We start from the raw sequence: 16,964 nt of genomic DNA, 5'->3' as shown, positions 1-16,964 counted from the left end.
CGGAGGCTTTCACGATGGTCGGACTCTAGAGATGCAGGCGAATCGGATGGGTGTGGAAGTACCCGCCGACGTGTCCGGACAGGATCACGCCGGCGACCCCGCCGACGAGGAGCGCCACGATCAGTATCGTGCGACGGGTTCCGGCACCCGGGACGGAGCCGCGCGCTCGGGTGGACAGGTCGGCGAACGCCCAGCTGACGGCCTCCACGAAGTGTGGAACGACGTGCGCGATGACGGCCAGCAGCCAGATGTAGAAGACGACCTTGTGGGTCTTCAACGCGGCATCGTAGAGACCGCCGTGGGCGAGATAGGCGAGGAATCCGCTGCCGATCAGGACCGCGGTCAGCAGGATCAGTAGCGGGCCGAGTATCCGCAGGAAGAGCCGGGGCGCGCCGCGTTCGGCATAGGCACGGTCGCCGCGGTAGTAGCGGACGATGCGCCATCCGGTCGAGCCCATCTTCACCAGCACCGGCGGGGTGAGCATCAGGCCTATGACCACATGCGCGGTGAGGACGTTCGCGACGCCGAGCAGATCGGTGACGATCTCGGCGGCGAACAGGACGAGCAGGATCAGTCCGGTCGCGGCGGTGAGGCGGGCGTTGCCGACTACGCCGGGGTCGCTGCCGGGCTCTTCGCCGTTCGGCGTATGAGTCGCGTTCGATGTGAGCGTGGTCATCGAACGGGCTCCGTCCTGACTGTGACAGGGCTCTGAGCCGGTGCCGGTCCGGGGAACGCAGCCTCTGCCCGCTCCTCCAGCCGCCGCATCGAGTGCTTCACCGCGACGGCCATCGTGACGAGGGCGGACGCCGTGACCGCGATACCGCCGACCAGCAGGAAGGTGCCGACCTGCGTCGCGGCGCTGCCGAGCGCATAGGCGCCGAACGCACACAGCCCGGCCCACAGCACACCGCCGACCGCGTTTGCCACGACGAAGCGGCCCCGCCGCATCCCGTTCAGCCCGGCGAAGAACGCGGCAAACGTCCGCAACACCGTGACGAAGCGGCCGAAGAACACCACCTTCCCGCCGTGTCGCGCGAACAGGTAGCGACCCACCTTCAGGCGTGCCGGCGTCAACCCGACCCGCCGCCCGAACCGCGCGACGAGCCGTGCGCCGCCATGCCGCCCCAGCAGATAGCCGACGTTGTCGCCGAGGACGGCCGCGACCGCCGCGACCAGCGCGACGACGCCGACGTTGAGATGATGCGTGGTCCCGGCGTAGACGCCGGCCGCGATCAAGGCGGTCTCGCCCGGCAAAGGCAGACCGACGCTCTCCAACGCGACGAAGGCGAAGACCACCAGGTAGCCATAGCCGGCCAGGAGATGGTTGATCAGGTGGAGGCTCATACTGCCAAGCTAGAAAAGCGAAGCTTGCATCTTGCTTACGGCGGATTCAGCCGGCCGGCTCGTACCCCGGACCGGCGGCGGCCGAGGGGATGCGGATCAGAGGAGTCCGTGCTCGACCAGGCTGCGGCCGGTTTCCTCGATCGTGTCGGGTATCGAGCGGAGAGGTCGGCCAAGGAGCGCCTCGGCTGGTCCGCGGTCGAAGCGTTGCGCCAATCCGATGAGCCATCGGTTGTCGCGCAGCTGAGCTTCGAACATGCTCGCCACCCAGGTCAGCCAGGTCGGCATCGCGCGAGTCGGCATCTTCCCGCTCGCCTCGGGAAGCCTGTCCCGCAGCACCGCCGCGACCGGGGTGGCGCTGCTGGTCACCGGCCCGGTCTACCGGATGGGCGCCGGGGCGGTGGGGGTACTGGCGCTGATCGGCGTGGTCAGCCTGCTGACCACCCCGGCCGCCGGGCGTCTGATCGATCGGCACGGCCCGGACCTGGTCAACGTCTGCTGCATCGCCGGAGCGGTCGCCGCCGCCGGGGTGCTCGCGGCCGGCGCGTCCGGCGGTCGCTGGGGCCTGGCCGGGCTGGTCGCGGGACTGGTGCTGCTGGACGTGGCGGTGCAGGGAAATCAGGTCGCGAACCAGGCCCGGATCCTGGCACTGCGTCCCGAGGCCCGCAGTCGCCTGAACACCGCGTACATGACCTGCTCGTTCCTGGCCGGCAGCGCCGGATCCGCGCTCGGCGTCCGCGTCTTCAGCCACGGCGGATGGGCCGCGACCTGCGCCCTGATCGCCACGGCGGCGGCCCTTCCCCTGGCCGCGCACCTGCTCTTCTTCCGTCACACCGGCGTCACGGCCGCTGAAGACGCCCTGCTGTGACCGCTGCCCACACCAGGGCCGCTGAAGACGCCGCCCTGCTGTGACCGCTGCCCACACCAGTCCGCACGCTCCTCCGGCGGGCAGCAGACATCACCCTTCACAATTCACGACACCAAGAGGATCAACGCCATGACATTCCCCGCCATGCCGACCGCAGTTCTCCAGTTCTTCTCCGCCTCCCAGAACGCCGACGCGCCGACCTGGGCCGCCGCGTTCGCCGACGACGGCGTCTTCCACGACCCGGTCGGCACCCCGCCGATCACCGGACGCGAGGCAATCCAGGCGTTCATCGCCGGCGTTCTGCCGAACTTCGACCCGTTCCTCGGCCTGACCCCACACTCCGCACACACCGTCGACCGCTACACCGCCGTGTCCTGGACCGGCGCCGCTGACCGGCGGCGTTGTGGCCGGCCCCGGAGCCGGCCACAGCGGCCGGTGGCGGCACCCGCCGGAAGCCTGCAGCCTGCAGACCTTCAACGGTGGCGGGGGGTCACGAAGCTCATTCGCTGCCGCAGCCCGCGGGCACGGTGCTGAGCCACGGTCCCGGCGAGCAGCAAGCTCGGAGAACTCCAGAGGTCACAACCTTCCGGTGCGCTCGATCAGCCGGCTGCCGAAATCGAGCATCTCCTCAAGGCTGTCGAACACTGCGAACGGGTCCACGAACGCCTCGTCCACGCCCGCCTCGGCGTAGCGCTTGAGGCTGTCGGCAAGTGAGTCCACGGTCATGTCCGCTTCGAGGTTGATGCGCAGAGCGGTCTTGAGCGCGTCGGGATCACGGCCGGCCTTCTCCGCCTCGCCACGCGCGATCGACCACAGATGGTCGGCCACGCCGTCGGGCAGGCCCTCGAAGGAAAGCCAGCCTGCGCCGCTGCGGCCGACGCGGCGCATCGCGGCCTCGCTGGCGCCGCCGATCCAGATCGGCGGCCCGCCCGCCTGGACCGGGCGCAGATCGGCGTGGGTGGGCGGGATCGAGAAGAACTCGCTGTCCCAGGACAACGGCGTGGTCGTCCACCACGCGCGCAGGAAGGCGAGAAGGTCGTCGAGGATCCTGCCGCGCCGGTGCCAGTCCGCGCCGCGGGCGATGTCGTGCTCGTCCTGCATCCACCCGAGGCCCACGCCGACGTCCAGGCGGCCGTCGCTGAGCACGTCGAGCGTGGTCAGCAGGCGCGCCAGGTGCGGCGGCTCGTAGTAGAACGTGCTGAGCGTGCTGGCGTTCAGCCGCACCCTGCTGGTGGCCGTCGCGGCGACCGTCCACAGCAGCATGGGGTCGAGGTTGCGCTTCATCTGCGGCGGGTACGGCTGCTCCCGGCCCGGATAAGGGGTCTGCGGCGCGACCGGAGTGATGAAGCGATCGCCGATCCACAGCGAGTCGTAGCCGAGTTCCTCCAGCGTACGGCAGTACGTGCCGAGGCCGACGGCACTGCTGACGGCCCCTCCAACCACAGGTATCGCGTAACCGAGCTTCATGGCGCCGAGCCTTTCGTTCGAGAGGAAGAATAAAAAAGCGAGCGCCCGCTCACTATAGCGAAGACCGTGATCGCGCACCGGCCCGAATACGATGAGGCGCCGCGCCTTCAGTCCCGCTTGTGATCGACCACCGCTCCGAGCGGCCCCTAGGCTCGACAGCGGTCGCCGTCAGCGGGCGTCATCACACCAGGAGTGGCAATGCCGAAAGTGAGTCCCGAGTACCTGGCCGCCCGGCGGGCGCGGCTGGTTGAGACCGCGCGCGAACTCTTCGGGCGAAAGGGTCTGTCCGACACCTCGATGTCCGACCTCGTCGCGGCCTCCGGGATGTCGATGGGCGGGATCTACCGGTACTTCGCCAGCAAGGACGAACTGATCGCGGCAGTCGCCGAGGGCCGTGACGGCACCGTGGAAGGCGAATTCCCCGGCGCCGAGTCTCCGGAGGAGATCCTGGCTCGCCTGCTCACCTACGTATCGGCTCCGGCCGGGACCGAGCACGCACGGCTGGTCGCGCAGATCTGGGGCGGCGCGGCGGTCCAGCCCGCGCTCGCGGAGATCGCGCGCACCCGGCACGCGGCCCTGCGCGACCACCTCGCCGCCCGAATCCTGGATACCCGCCAGCCCCTGGCCGCACCCGGCCGTCGCGGGCCGGAGGATCAGCAGTCTGCCACCGAACTCGCCGAGGTCCTGTTGGCGACGCTGATCGGGTACGCCATTCTCGTCGCCGTCGGCGCCGACGTCGCCCCCTCGACGTTCCAGCCGATCCTGGAACGTCTGCTCGACCCTGTTCACCGCTGAGCTCGACGCTCAGCGGTCGCGCGCGTACGCCCTCACGACAGGGAGCGCCGACCACCCACGAACCCGGTGCGCAGGTTGGCCCACCGTCGCGCGGGCTCTCTACGGCTCGGCCTGCACGGCGGCTGCCTCCTGGATCACGCGCGCCACGACATCGGGCTGCGAAAGCGGGACGGCGTGCGAGGATTCGACCTCGACGATGCGTGAACCGGCGCGGGCGGCCATGAAGTGCAGGATCTCCGGCGGGAGCGAGCGGTCTTCGGTGGAGACCAGCGCCCAGGAGGGGATGGTGCGCCAGGCGGGCTCGCCGGTGAAGGTCTCGCTGAGCGCCGCCGGCTCGATCGGGCGCTGGCTCACGGCGAGCACCGCGGCGTCCTGCGGGCTCAGGTCGGCGGCGTAGGCCTCCGCGAACCGCTCCGGCTTGAGGGTCAGGTCGGCGCCACCGAGCGGGCTGGGAAACACATCGAGGTTCTCCGGGACCAGGAGAGTGCCGGGGTACTTGGCGTTGAGCTCGCCGGCGCTCTCCCCCGAATCCGGCTGGAAGGCCGCGACGTACACCAGCGCGCTCACGCGTCCGGTGGCCGCGATGTCCGGATGCGAGATCACGGCCCCTGCCCACGAGTGGCCAGCCAGAACCACGGGCCCTTCGATGCGTTCCAGGCAACCCACGAGGTAGGCCACGTCCTGCTCAAGGCTGCGCATCGGCAGCGCTGGAGCGGTGATCGCATGGCCGGAGTTCTGCAGTCGCCGGGTGACCTGATGCCAGATCGAGGCGTCGGTCAGTGCGCCGTGGACGAGGACGACGGTGCGAGTAGAAGTAACGTTCGTTCTCTTCATGAGACGGAGCCTAGAAGCCGCACACGACGGGAGTCAACAGAACGTTCGTTCTCTCGCCAACCCACGCTCCTAGCTCGTGATGTCCTTGCGCAGGAACCTGCGCCAGACCAGCGCGAAGAAGACGAGGCTGTAGGCGAACGACGACACGACGCCCCGGATCATCGCGTCCCAGCTGACGGTCGGGCTCAGGGCGTCGAGCCAGGCGTAGGAGTAGTGCGTCGGCAGGAAGGCGCGCGCGCCGCCCAGGGCCGTGACGCTGTCGAGGATGTCGGACAGGATCACCAGCATGACGGTGCCGCCGACCGCGCCCAGCGGGGTGTCGGTGTGCGTGCTCAGAGCGAATCCGAGCGCTGCGACGAACAGCAGCGAGAGCGCCAGGTAGCCGACCACGATCGCGAGGTGCGCCAGCGCCGGACCCGTCGCCAGCGAGGTGCCCAGCGGCGAACGGGCTGGGGCCCAGCCGAAGACCGCCCACCCGGACAGCAGCGCGACCGTCGGCAGCAGGACGAGGGCGGCGGCGGACAGCCCCAGCGCGACGATCAGTTTCTGGCGCAGCAGACGCGAGCGCGGGATCGGCGTCGCCAGCAGGTAGCGCAGGCTAGACCAGCTCGCCTCGCTGGCGACGGTGTCCCCGGTGAACAGCGCGACCATCAGGGACAGCGCGATCCCGGAGGTGGCGAACAGAGTGAACAAGGTGAAGTTGGGCGCGCCGACGGTGGCCAGATCGGCGAGATCGATCGTGGTGCCCGGGCCGCGTCCGCGAGTGGGGGAACCGAGTTTGAAGGCGGCGGCGAGGATCAGCGGCAGCGCGGCCAGCAGTCCGAAGGCCACCTGGGTGCGGCGGCGCTTGAGCTGGCGGCGCAGCTCGACCCTGAGCGGTAGCGTGCGGCGCGGGTCGAAGCCCGGCGCGGCGCCGGACGGGGCCACGGCGAGCGCCGGGGCGGCCGCGGCCTCAAGCCGGGTGTGCTCCCCCGGTCGGGTCGAGGCCTCGGGGATTCGTACCTCAGACACGGTCGCCCTCCAGCAGGTTCAGGAACACGTCTTCGAGCCGGTTGTGCGGCGCGATGCGGTCGACCGCCAGGCCGGCGCCGACGAGCGCGGCAACGGCGGCCGCGGGCCGGACGCCCTCCAGCCGGACGGTGAGCCGGTCGCCGTCGGCGGACACCTCGCTCACGCCCGGCAGGCCCGCCAACACCTTCTCAGCCTGCTGCGACTGTCCCGCGCCGACGTCGACGGCGACCGAGGCGGCGGCGACCAGCAGTTGCTCGACCGATCCCTGCGCCAGCAGCCGCCCGCGGGCCATGACCACGGCGTGCGTGCAGGTCTGCTCGACTTCGGCGAGCAGATGGCTGGAGACGACGACGGTGCGTCCGGTGGCGGCGTAACGGCGCAGCGCGTCGCGCATCTCGCGGATCTGCGGCGGGTCCAGGCCGTTGGTCGGTTCGTCCAGCACCAGCAGGTCGGGCAGCCCGAGCATGGCCTGCGCGACGGCGAGGCGCTGGCGCATGCCCTGGCTGTAGGCCTTGACCTTGCGTTCGACGCTCTCCCCCAGCCCGGCCAGCTCCAGCGCGGCGTCCAGGTCGGCGTCGCCGGCCGGGCGCCCGGTGGCGGCCCAGGCCAGTTCGAGGTTCTCCCGGCCGGACAGGTGCGGCAGGAATCCGGGTCCTTCGATGAACGCGCCGATCCGGGACAGCACGGGCGCTCCCGGGGTGATCCGGTGGCCGAACACCCGGATCTCGCCCTCGGTGGGGTGAATCAGGCCCATGAGCATGCGCAGCGCCGTCGTCTTGCCCGCGCCGTTGGGGCCCAGCAGGCCCAGGACCTGGCCGCGCTCGACGCGCAGGGACAGGTCGGTGACGGCGCGGAAACCGTCGCCGTAGGCCTTGCCGAGATGGGACAGGACGACCGGGACGTCGGCCAGTTGCGGATCGACGTCGGCATCGCGGGCCCGGCCGCGGCGACGGACGTACCAGAGTGCGGCGATGGCCATGGCGCCGCCGACCGCGAGCGCGGTGGCGGCCCCGAGCACCCAGACCGTCACCGAGCCGCCGCCGGTGGCCGCGCCCGGCACGGAGGGGAGCGTGAGTGTGCCGCCATCGGCGAGTGAGACGCGGTAGGTGCGGGCTGTAGCAGGGCTCTGGTATGTCAGATCGGTGGTCGAGACGACCAGTGTCAGTCGGTGGCCGGCGGCGAAGTCGTGCACGATCTCCGGGAGCGTGACCCGGACCGTGGTGCCGGAGGGGGATCCGGCCACCCGGATCGGTGCGAGCAGCTGGTTCGGCAGCACCGTTCCCGAGCCGTCGGTGGCGGTGTCGTAGAGCTTTGCGAACAGGGTCGCGTCGGGCGCGTCGGTGGCGACGGTGAGCCAGACGGTCGGCGCGCCGACGAGGTGGACGGTCCGGTCCAAGGTGGCGCCGGCGAAGACGGCCTGCTGTCCGGCCGGGGCGGGCAGGTTCGCGGCGGGGCCGAGCTGGGAGAGCACCGCGCCGAGTCCGGGCAGGCTGGTGACCTCCGACGGGTTTCCCCCGGCCGGCGAGACGACGGTCTGCTGGGGGCCGCTCAGCGGCACGGAGGTCGTCGTCACCGGTCCGGAGGCGGTCACCACCGAGGAGCTCGGCGCGGAGTTCTGGACCGAGAGCGAGGTCCCGGTGCGCGTGAACTCGAACGCGGTGTTCTGCGCGGAGCCGTCGTGCTTGAGGTAGCGGTCGAACCAGGACAGTGTCAGTGTCCGAAGACGTCCGGACTCGACGTCCGAGGAGCTGTCGTGGCCGCCGCTGTACCAGACCTCCTTGACGGGCGTGCCGTTCGCCGCGATCTGGCGGGCGTTGGCGTCGCCTTGGCCGAGCGGGAACAGCGAGTCGTTCTCCCCCTGGACCACGAGCGTCGGCGCCTTGATCCGCGAGGTCACCGCGGCCGGGCTGGACGCGGCGAGCAGCGCGCGCAGCGACGGGGAGGCATCGCCTGTCGCCGCGCTCTGCTGAAACGCCGCGCAGGCCGCGCTGGTGAAGCGGCCGCAGACCGTCGGCGCCTGTCCGTCGGCCGGCGCGCTGCCGGAGCCGAAGAACTCCCCGGACCACAGCTTCTTGAACACTCCGGCGTCCGTGGCTCCCGGGCCCGTCGCCGACTGCGGGAACAGCGCCTGGTTCAGGTCGTTCCAGGTGATCAGCGGTGCGATCGCGTCGATCCGGTGGTCGTAGCCGGCCGCGAGCAGCGCCAGTGCGCCGCCGTAGGACGGGCCGGTGAATCCGACCCGCGGGTCGCCGGGGCCGTCCCGCAGGACCGCGGGAAGGGTGGCGAGCAGGTCGACGATCTTCGAGGCGTCGCGCACCTCGTAGTCGGGCGAGTCCACGGCGATGTGCCCGCCGGAGGCTCCGAATCCCCGCGCCGAGTAGGCGAGCGCGACATAGCCGTGTTGCGCCAGGTAGCGCGCGTCCGCGTCCTCATCGGTCTTGCTGCCGCCGAATCCGTGGGCCAGGACGACGGCCGGGGCGGGCTTGCTCGCCGAGGCTCCTGCCGGCAGGTACAGGGTCGCGTCCAGGGTCACCGGCGAGCCGTCCGGGTCCGGCGTCCCGGTGATCCTGAGGACCTCGGTGCGCACCGGCGCGCTCGATCCGGCGGCCGCCAGAAGCGATGCGCCGATGACGGCGGCCACCCCCACGGCGGCGCCCCATACCAACGTCCGTCTACGCACGCGCACAATCCTCCCTACCGCCGGGGCATCCCCGGCGCACATGGATCCAGACTCCAATGAAAACGGTCATCGAGCGAGCGATCGGCCGCTGAGCGGCTCAGGCGGCCTGGATTGCTGCGGCCAGGTGTTCGGCCTGTCGCTTGCCGATCTGAAGCGCCTGGATGGTGAGGTTCGGATCCATCATGTTCGCCGGAGCGTCGAGGCCGCTGAAATCGGGTTCGACCGCTATCAGCCGTCTGGTTTCGCGCAGCTGCGCCAGTTCGGCGTTCGCCGCGGCGTCGGCAAGGCCCCGCGCGCTGTCGACTCCGGCACCGTGGGGATCGAGGGGGTGGCACGACAGGACCACGAGCACGTCGGTCGGCGGCGCCACTGTGGCGTTCAGGTGGTTGAGGAGGCCGCCGTCCATATAGCGGCGGCCTTTGATGGTGACGGTGGGGAACAGCATCGGTATGGAGCAGCTGGAGGCGACGGCCTGTAGCAGCGGGACGCCGGATTCCCGGTCCCACACGACCAGGTCGCCGGTGTCGGTGTCGATCGCCGTGCATCGGAATCCTGCGGGCCAGGCGGCGTCGTCGAGGGTGCCCAACAGGCCGAGGTAGGCCTCTTCGGCGGGTGTGTTCGCTTCGCACGCGGCGCGGCCGATCGCTTGCAGCGCTCGCCGCGGGTCGGTGTCCAGGCTCGCCTGACGCCGTGCGCTGAGGAAGGCTTCATCGCCTGCGGCCAGGCTGTCGGGGTCGATGATCTGCCCGAGCGCCGCCAGGCTGGTGAGTGCGTCGGTGACCTCGCGGCCGCTGGAGTACAGCGCGCCGACGAGGGCGCCTGCGGACGTTCCCGTGACCGCCTCGGCCCCCGTCAGGTCGACGCCGGCCTCGCGCAGCCCGGTGAGTAGGCCGGTCTGCCAACCGACGCCGACGGCGCCGCCGCCTCCGAGGACGAGTGCGCGCGTCGGCGGGTCGTTTCGCGGAGAAGTCATTGCTGTTCCCTTCACGATGGAGTCGAGCGTCTCGCTGAGTGCCTTCGCAGCCCTGACCCAAGGATTCGGAGGATCCAACGCTTCGCAATGGTCAGAGTTCGAGTCCGTAGAGCGCTGCGCGGACGCTCCAGCGCAAGCTGACCGAACTGACCGAAGCACTCGCCACCGACGACACCCCCGAAGGCCGGATGCGCGGTCGGCTCGCCGTCGCGGCCGTGGTCATGGCCGTCGTCCGCCCCCGAGAGCTGGGCGGACGGCGGACTCAGCGGCACGACGCGGCGCGGGCTGTGGCGCGGTCGCTTCTCGGGGCGGAACTTTGACGCTCCGTTCCGCCCCGGCTCGGTCCCGCCCGGGAGCCGGACCGCCCCGGACCGCGCCGCCGCCGTCACGGCGCGGCGAGCGTTTCGGCATGGGCCGCGAGACCGTCGGCCATCTTCTGCATGTACCGCTGCAGGTAGGGCCCCATGTACCAGCCGAGACCCCAGCGCGTCGAGTAGACGCCGTGCCAGTGGATGGACGTGCCTCCGTCGGGGGCCGGCTCGGTCTCGATCGCGGCCTGGTAGTCGCGCATCATGGGATTGAACGCGTCCTCGTACACCAGACGCCGCTGCGGGTCCACCGACGTCAGGCGCTCCCCGGTGACCATCCGCCCGGTCCGGAACGCCCGAACCGCACCGACGCCGTCCCGCCCCTCTGGGTCGAGCCCGACGGACCGCTCGCGCTCCAGGCTGTCGACGAGGGACCAGACCGGCCAGCTGGCCGCGTCCAGCAGTAGCGCCCAGATGACGGACACAGGGGCCTTCGATCTCACCGTCACGTCAAAACTCTGTCTGTTCGAGAACACGAGCGTTCCTTTCTTGGCGTGATGCTTAGGGTGCGAGCTGGCCCGGCACGGTCTGGTCAGGCCGCGGCGATGGTGGTCATGAGCAGGGATGTGGTGGATGCCCTGAGCTCGCCAGCTCCCCCAGCCTGGATGCCGAACCTTCTCCGGCACCCAGTACGTCATCCGTCGGCCGTCCGATCAGGCGGGCCAGGTCGCGGGCTGCCGCCTCGGCGCGGGCGATCACGATCCCGCGTTGAAGGAAGCCGGGGATACGTGCCGTGTCGTTCTCGTGGTGCCAGCTGTTGCGCAGAAAGGCGCCGCTTGTGTCGGCGTTGACGATGCTGGTGTAACACAGTCGGTCAACGTGCAACGTCGGCCATACTCTCCCCTTCATGGGTACGCACTCTGAAGTACGGTACTAGCGTGAAGGAAAGCATCGACGTAGATGCCGTAGTCACGGAACGCAAACTCAGCGGCGTCATCGATCCGGACTGTCCCGCCCGAGGGCTGCTGGAACGCGTGACCAGCCGATGGGGTGTCCTCGTGCTCGTCGCACTCTCCGACGGCACAATGCGCTGGGGCGAGATCCGCCGTCTGCTCACGGGCGTGACCGAGAAGATGCTGGCCCAGACCCTGCGAATGCTGGAGGCCGACGGCCTGGTCACTCGTGAGGCCCATCCGGTAGTCCCGCCCCGGGTCGACTACAGCCTGACGGACCAGGGACGCGCAGCGGCCCACCTGCTTCTGCCGCTGGTGGACTGGGCCGTGGCCACCGTCGTCCAGCCCCAGGAAAAGCAGTCTCAAACACAAGGTTGACCGGGCCGGCTTTTATCACCGACCAGACACATTAGCCGAGGATCTCCTGGACCGACCGCGCCGTGCTCGCGGCACTGTCGTCGGCGAGTTCACGCCCTACTACGCGAGGTTCGACGGGGACGTCATGTTCTCTAGTACAGCGAGGCGCTACGGAGCGATTGAGGGCGTGTCCGCCCCGCTGGTACCGTGGCGACTCGTGAATAAGGACTCGAAGATAGGTCTTGTCGGTGACCGAGAGTCGGTTCACGTCGCCGCGACGGCGGCGGGTTGAGATGGCCGGGACGCTGCCGGCGGAGAACCCCGCCGATGTCCCCGCGGTCCTGCCGGTCCCCAGCGCGCGCGTGCCGGTGGCGTTCGATGGGCAGGGCTCCGGACGCGGCCCGTTGACCTGGGGCCAGGCCGAGATCTTGCTGACGATGCGGCAGAAGGGGTGGCTGTGCCTGGGCGGCACCCTGCCGCTTGAGCCCGGCACCACGGTCGAAGCCGTCGCCGAGGACCTGCGGTTCATGGTCTCCCGATTCCCCTCCATGCGCACGCGCCTGTCCTTCGACGACAGCGGCGTGCCGAGCCAGGTGCTGTCCGCCTCGGGCCGGACCGTGCTGGAGATCTACGACACCGAGGGTGAGGATGGCGCCCGCGAGTTGGCCGCGACGGTGGATGTGCACTACCGCACCGCTTCGCGCGATCTGGAGAACGAATGGCCGGTGCGCATGGCCGTGGTACGGCGCGACGGTGTGCCCACATACCTGGTGGTCTACTCCTGCCACCTGGTCACCGACGGCTTCGGCGCACAGATCATCGGCCGGGACATGGCGGCACGGGACACCGAGCCTCCGCCCGGCACCGAGCAGCTGGACCTGGCCCGCTGGCAGCATTCTGAGGCGGGGCGGCGCCAGAGCGCAGCATCGCTGCGGTACTGGGAGAAGAGGCTGCAGGCGGCGGAGCCGCGGCCATTCCCCCCATCCGCCGACCGGCGCGAGCCGCGGCACTGGACCGGGGAACTGAGTTCGCCCGCTCTGAACCTGGCGGTGCGGGCGATCAGCGGACGCACCGGGGCCGATTCGGCATCAGTACTGCTGGCGCTCTACGCGATCGCGCTGGGCCGACGCGGCGTATTCAGCCCTGCGGTCATCAGACCCCAAGCGAGCAACCGGTTCCGTCCGGGCCTGGCCGCAATGGTGTCCAACCTCGTACAGACCGGCATCTGCGTCATCGAGACCGCCGACAGCACCGTCGACCAGGTGATCGCCAGAGCGCAACGCGACGCCATGGCCGCGTACAAGCACGCGTACCACGACCCCGCCGGTCTTGCCGCGCTGCTCGCGCACGACGCCGCGCAGCGCGGCCCAGAGGCTGCTCCCTGGGACGGCTACAGTTGGGCCTTCCTCAACGACCGGCGCGGCAACAACCAGGACGGCGATGGAAAACCCGTCACCGCCGAACAGTTGGAGCTGGAGTCGACTCGGAGTACGTTTCGCTGGTCCATGAAGAAGGACAACCCCTTCGAGCCGCTCTACTTGCACATCCACGACACGGCCGACGCCATCGTGCTGACCATGTGCGCGGACACCCACTACCTGGCACCCGCCACAATCGAGGGACTGGCCAGGGACATGGAGACGGTCGCGGTCGCGGCTGCACTCGACCCGGCCGTACCTGTCGGCACGGCGGCGGCAACCCGCTCTTGACGGCGCACCGGTCTGCGGCCTGCACGCGCGGCAGCGTAACGGCGGCGCGATGCCGGGGTGGATCCGTCGGCCTGAGCGCGGTGCTTCGGCGATTCGGTTGAGGGTGCTGAGAAAGCCATCCGCGCTGGTCATCGACTTGAAACGAAGGCCACCGACCAATGATGATCAGCTCTGGCGGGGACTGGCGGTGCGGACCCATCAGATGCCCAGGCGTCGCACATAGCGATTGTCATTCAGGAGTTTGACGGCTACGCACCTGGTCAGAGGGTACTCCCGGCAGGATTCGAACCTGCGACCATCGGATTAGAAGTACCCCCGGCACGTTGCTGCGTTGGCATAGGCGCCTCATGACCAAGAAGTGGACCCACCCCAACCCGCCGGGGCGTCCGCCGATCGACGAAGACTTGGTGGACCTGATCGTGCGTATCGGCGGGGAGAACCGCCGGTGGGGAGTGGTGCGGATCCTCCGGCGAACTGCGCCGGCTCGGGCACCGGGTCGCGGCCTCCACCATCCGCAAGATTCTTCGCAGCCGCCGCATCCCGCCGCCGAAGCTTCACCGACGCGTTCGATGCCGTGTTCGCCTCGATCGGCGTCCAGATCGTCAAAAGCGCGCCGCAGGCCCCCGGATGAACGCATTCGCCGAGCGTTTCGTGCGCACTGTGCGGGCCGACCACACCAGGGCACGGCATGGCGCTACGCGCCCCTGACGACGAACCGAACGTGATTCCGTTCCCCACACCGACCGGCCAGATCGGACGTCGAACCGTCCTCGGAGGACTGATCCACGAATACGAGCGAGTCGCATGAAAGACCAGCTCAAAGCCGGTGGCTGAGTATTCGACCACTACAGGCGTCGGCAGCGTCGAACGACGCCCGAAGAAGGCGGTGCTCATGCGCTGCTCCCTGCCCGCCGCGTTGATTAGACAGGTCTGTCTAATCAATGCTACACCGCAAGCATCACCTTCTCGTGATGTAAAACCGCAAGTAGAGGCAATATTTTCACCTTGAGTTGACGAGACGTGATCGGTCTGTTTAGGTGAGAAGCAAGAAAGACAGACCAGTCTAACTAGTCAACAGGAGGCGCGATCATGACCGAGACACGCACAGCACTGGTGACCGGCGCGACGTCCGGTATCGGCCGCGCCGCGGCGTTGAAGCTCGCCCGGGACGGCTTCAAGGTCCTGGTCCACGGCCGCGACGCCGAGCGCGGAGCCGCGGTCGTCAAGGAGATCGAGGCCGCCGGCGGCAGCGCCGAGTTCTTCGCCGCCGACCTCACCGACGTCACCGCCGTCCGAGAACTGGCGGCCGCCGCCGGAGACGTCGACCTCCTGGTCAACAACGCCGGGTTCTCCTGGTTCGGCCCCACCGCCGACCTGAGCTCCGACACGTACGACCAGCTGTTCGACGCCAACGTCCGCAGCGCGTACTACCTCACGGCGGCCATCGCGCCGAAGATGGCCGAGCGCGGCACCGGCAGCATCGTCAACCTGGGCAGCATGGCCGGACAGATCGGCCTGGCCGGCGGCGCCGCCTACAGCGCCACCAAAGCCGCACTCGCCTCGCTGACCCGTTCCTGGGCCGCCGAGTACAGCCCGCGCGGTGTGCGGGTCAACACCATCGCCCCCGGACCCACCTACTCCGGCGGCTCATCGCGGGAAAGGCTCACGGCCCTGGGGCAGACCACCCTGCTGTCCCGCGCGGCGGAGGCAGAGGAGATCGGGGACGTCATCGCGTTCCTGGCCTCCCCGGCCGCCGGGTACATCACCGGCGCCGTCATCCCGGTCGACGGCGGACGCACCGCCGTCTGACCCGCGTCGCATCACGACGCACAACTCACCACTTCACAGGAGCATGAACATGGATCAGCCTGTCGTTTTGATCACCGGGGCGCTCACCGGCATCGGCCGCGCGGCCGCCGTGGCCTTCGCCAAGAAGGGCGCGAACGTGGTCGTCACCGGCCGTCGCGACGAGGCCGGCAAGGTGCTGGCCGAGGAGCTGCGCGCCTTCGGCGCGGAGGCCGAGTTCATCAACGCCGACGTCCGCCAGGACGACGAGGTCCGCGCCATGGTCGACCAGACCGTCGCCCGGTTCGGCCGTCTGGATGTCGCAGTCAACAACGCCGGCACCGAAGGCACTCCCGGCCCCATCACCGAACAGAACGCGGAGTCCTTCAACGCAACCTTCGACACGAACGTCCTCGGCGTGGTCTTGAGCATGAAGCACCAGGTGCGCGTCATGCAGGAACAGGGCAGCGGCAGCATCGTCAACATCTCCTCGACCTACGGGCACGAGGGCGCCGCCAGGGCCTCGGTCTACGTCGGCAGCAAGCACGCCGTGGAAGGCATCACCAAGTCGGTCGCCCAGAGGTCGCCAAGTCCGGAATCCGGGTCAACGCAGTGGCCCCCGGCCCCACCGACACCGGCATGCTGACCCGCTTCACCGGCACCCCGGAGAACAAGGCGGCCCTGGTGACGCAGGTCCCGCTGGACCGCCTCGGCCTATCCGAAGAGCTCGCCGACGCGATCGTGTTCATCGCCTCGAATCAGGCCTCGTTCATCACCGGCCACGTCCTCAACGTCGACGGCGGCATGACCACCAACTGACCACCGACGGCATCTGATACCGCACGTCAAGCACCGATCCGACGAGCATCGCCCCAAGGAGAAGCGCGACCATGAACGACCACACCCACGACACCGCCCCCACCCAGTTCGTCGAAGCCGAAGGCATCCGCTTCGCCTACCGCCGCTTCGGCAACCCGGCCGCCGGCCGGACCCCGGTCGTGTTCTTCCAGCACTTCATCGGCAACCTCGACGACCATGACCCGGCGATCAGCGACGGGTTCGCGATCGACCGCGAAGTCATCCTGTTCAACAACACCGGAGTCGCCTCCACCAGCGGCGAAGTCCCGGACACCATCGAGCAGATGGCCACCGACGCCGCGACGTTCATCGACGCCCTGGGCCTGACCAGCGTGGACCTGGTCGGGCACTCCATGGGCGGCCTGGTCGCCCAGCAGGTCGCCATCCAGCGCCCGGGCCTCGCCCGCAAGCTGGTCCTGGTCGGCACCGGCCCGCGCGGCGGCGTCGGCATCGGCGAATCGCCGGCGGAGATCGGCGCACTGTTCGGCGTCAAGCTGCCCCGGCAAGAGGACATGTGGCTGCCGATCCTGTTCGCCCCGACCGAGACCAGCCAGAAGCTGGGCCGGGAGTACGTCGAGCGGATCGTGGCCCGCAAGGACCGCGACGCCTCCCCGTTCGGCCAGCAGGTCTACGCCGGCCAGGGCACCGCCATCCACACCTACGGCACCACCAAGGACCCCGCCTACGCGATCCTGAAGAACATCAAGCAGCCAGTCCTGGTCGTCAACGGCAACGACGACATCATCATCGCGACGATCAACTCCTACATCCTCCAGCAGTTCCTGCCGGACGCCGAGCTGATCCTCTACCCGGACGCCAACCACGGAGCGCACTTCCAGTACCCCGAGCGGTTCGTCACCCACACCAAGCTGTTCCTCGACAGGTAGGACACGGGGCGGCCCGGTAGCTGGGCCAGCAGCGCCAGAGGCGGTCACCAGAGCGCGGTGGCCGCCTCTGGCGCGTTGACCGGGAAGACTGGTCTGTCTGGCCTTGTTGAAGCGGGTAGGAGTCGAAATGTGCCCCGA

At 69.6% G+C, this 16,964-nt stretch carries 16 protein-coding genes, 1 tRNA gene and 1 pseudogene; 8 read left to right on the top strand and 10 right to left on the bottom strand.

What is annotated here, in order from left to right; translation table 11 throughout:
* Positions 1–25: 25 nt before the first annotated feature.
* The 3 genes from ABH935_RS38175 to ABH935_RS38165 all read right to left on the bottom strand — a co-directional run bounded on the left by ABH935_RS38175 (position 26) and on the right by ABH935_RS38165 (position 1,599).
* Positions 26–676, bottom strand: a complete 651-nt coding sequence (locus ABH935_RS38175) for a hypothetical protein (RefSeq protein ID WP_370382850.1) — start codon at positions 674–676, stop codon at positions 26–28.
* Positions 673–1,344 (bottom strand): DedA family protein, encoded by a 672-nt coding sequence (locus ABH935_RS38170; protein WP_370382849.1) that lies wholly within the window; start codon positions 1,342–1,344, stop codon positions 673–675. The genes ABH935_RS38175 and ABH935_RS38170 overlap by 4 nt, the downstream gene beginning before the upstream one ends.
* A gap of 96 nt (positions 1,345–1,440) precedes the next feature.
* Entirely contained in the window at positions 1,441–1,599 is a 159-nt protein-coding gene (locus ABH935_RS38165) for a hypothetical protein (protein WP_370382848.1), read from the bottom strand.
* Here ABH935_RS38165 and ABH935_RS38160 point away from each other — a divergent pair.
* Both ABH935_RS38160 and ABH935_RS38155 read left to right on the top strand, forming a co-directional pair.
* Entirely contained in the window at positions 1,598–2,209 is a 612-nt protein-coding gene (locus ABH935_RS38160; protein WP_370382847.1) for a hypothetical protein, read from the top strand. The genes ABH935_RS38165 and ABH935_RS38160 overlap by 2 nt on opposite strands.
* Before the next feature lie 129 nt (positions 2,210–2,338).
* Positions 2,339–2,743, top strand: a complete 405-nt coding sequence (locus tag ABH935_RS38155; protein WP_370382846.1) for a nuclear transport factor 2 family protein — start codon at positions 2,339–2,341, stop codon at positions 2,741–2,743.
* Between the two features lie 42 nt (positions 2,744–2,785).
* Here the strand turns inward: ABH935_RS38155 and ABH935_RS38150 are convergent, their stop codons facing one another.
* Complete coding sequence (locus tag ABH935_RS38150) at positions 2,786–3,676, bottom strand: TIGR03619 family F420-dependent LLM class oxidoreductase (RefSeq protein WP_370382905.1); 891 nt, start codon at positions 3,674–3,676, stop codon at positions 2,786–2,788.
* A gap of 198 nt (positions 3,677–3,874) precedes the next feature.
* Between ABH935_RS38150 and ABH935_RS38145 the strand changes: the two genes are divergently transcribed.
* Entirely contained in the window at positions 3,875–4,471 is a 597-nt protein-coding gene (locus ABH935_RS38145) for a TetR/AcrR family transcriptional regulator (RefSeq protein WP_370382845.1), read from the top strand.
* 99 nt (positions 4,472–4,570) lie between these two features.
* Here ABH935_RS38145 and ABH935_RS38140 read toward each other — a convergent pair whose 3' ends face one another.
* The 5 genes from ABH935_RS38140 to ABH935_RS38120 form a co-directional block, all read right to left on the bottom strand.
* A complete protein-coding gene (locus ABH935_RS38140; RefSeq protein ID WP_370382844.1) occupies positions 4,571–5,305 on the bottom strand; it encodes an alpha/beta fold hydrolase in 735 nt (244 codons plus the stop codon).
* Between the two features lie 69 nt (positions 5,306–5,374).
* Positions 5,375–6,316 (bottom strand): ABC transporter permease, encoded by a 942-nt coding sequence (locus tag ABH935_RS38135; protein WP_370382843.1) that lies wholly within the window; start codon positions 6,314–6,316, stop codon positions 5,375–5,377.
* A complete protein-coding gene (locus ABH935_RS38130; protein ID WP_370382842.1) occupies positions 6,309–9,038 on the bottom strand; it encodes a CocE/NonD family hydrolase in 2,730 nt (909 codons plus the stop codon). Before ABH935_RS38130 ends, ABH935_RS38135 begins: the two co-directional genes overlap by 8 nt.
* 55 nt (positions 9,039–9,093) lie before the next feature.
* Positions 9,094–9,969 (bottom strand): patatin-like phospholipase family protein, encoded by an 876-nt coding sequence (locus ABH935_RS38125; RefSeq protein WP_370382841.1) that lies wholly within the window; start codon positions 9,967–9,969, stop codon positions 9,094–9,096.
* 385 nt (positions 9,970–10,354) lie between these two features.
* On the bottom strand, positions 10,355–10,786 hold the full coding sequence (locus ABH935_RS38120) for an SRPBCC family protein (protein ID WP_370382840.1): 432 nt from the start codon (positions 10,784–10,786) through the stop codon (positions 10,355–10,357).
* A gap of 429 nt (positions 10,787–11,215) precedes the next feature.
* Here ABH935_RS38120 and ABH935_RS38115 point away from each other — a divergent pair, with 429 nt between their 5' ends.
* Both ABH935_RS38115 and ABH935_RS38110 read left to right on the top strand, forming a co-directional pair.
* A complete protein-coding gene (locus ABH935_RS38115) occupies positions 11,216–11,608 on the top strand; it encodes a winged helix-turn-helix transcriptional regulator (protein ID WP_370382839.1) in 393 nt (130 codons plus the stop codon).
* A gap of 227 nt (positions 11,609–11,835) precedes the next feature.
* Positions 11,836–13,296, top strand: a complete 1,461-nt coding sequence (locus ABH935_RS38110) for a condensation domain-containing protein (protein ID WP_370382838.1) — start codon at positions 11,836–11,838, stop codon at positions 13,294–13,296.
* 271 nt (positions 13,297–13,567) lie between these two features.
* Here ABH935_RS38110 and ABH935_RS38105 read toward each other — a convergent pair.
* Positions 13,568–13,629, bottom strand: a tRNA-Arg gene (locus ABH935_RS38105).
* A 756-nt stretch (positions 13,630–14,385) separates the two neighbouring features.
* On the opposite strand from ABH935_RS38105, the gene ABH935_RS38100 reads away from it, so the two are divergent.
* The 3 genes and pseudogenes from ABH935_RS38100 to ABH935_RS38090 all read left to right on the top strand — a co-directional run bounded on the left by ABH935_RS38100 (position 14,386) and on the right by ABH935_RS38090 (position 16,826).
* A complete protein-coding gene (locus ABH935_RS38100) occupies positions 14,386–15,105 on the top strand; it encodes an SDR family NAD(P)-dependent oxidoreductase (protein WP_370382837.1) in 720 nt (239 codons plus the stop codon).
* Between the two features lie 49 nt (positions 15,106–15,154).
* Positions 15,155–15,900 (top strand): annotated as a pseudogene (locus ABH935_RS38095) (SDR family NAD(P)-dependent oxidoreductase).
* Between the two features lie 71 nt (positions 15,901–15,971).
* Positions 15,972–16,826, top strand: coding sequence for an alpha/beta fold hydrolase (locus tag ABH935_RS38090; RefSeq protein ID WP_370382836.1), 855 nt, complete (start codon positions 15,972–15,974; stop codon positions 16,824–16,826).
* Positions 16,827–16,964 lie beyond the last annotated feature (138 nt).

Origin of the sequence: Catenulispora sp. GAS73 (genome assembly GCF_041262085.1) — a bacterium.
In the GTDB taxonomy this organism is placed as follows: Bacteria; Actinomycetota; Actinomycetes; order Streptomycetales; family Catenulisporaceae; genus Catenulispora.
This window is presented reverse-complemented; position numbering and strand designations above follow the sequence as displayed.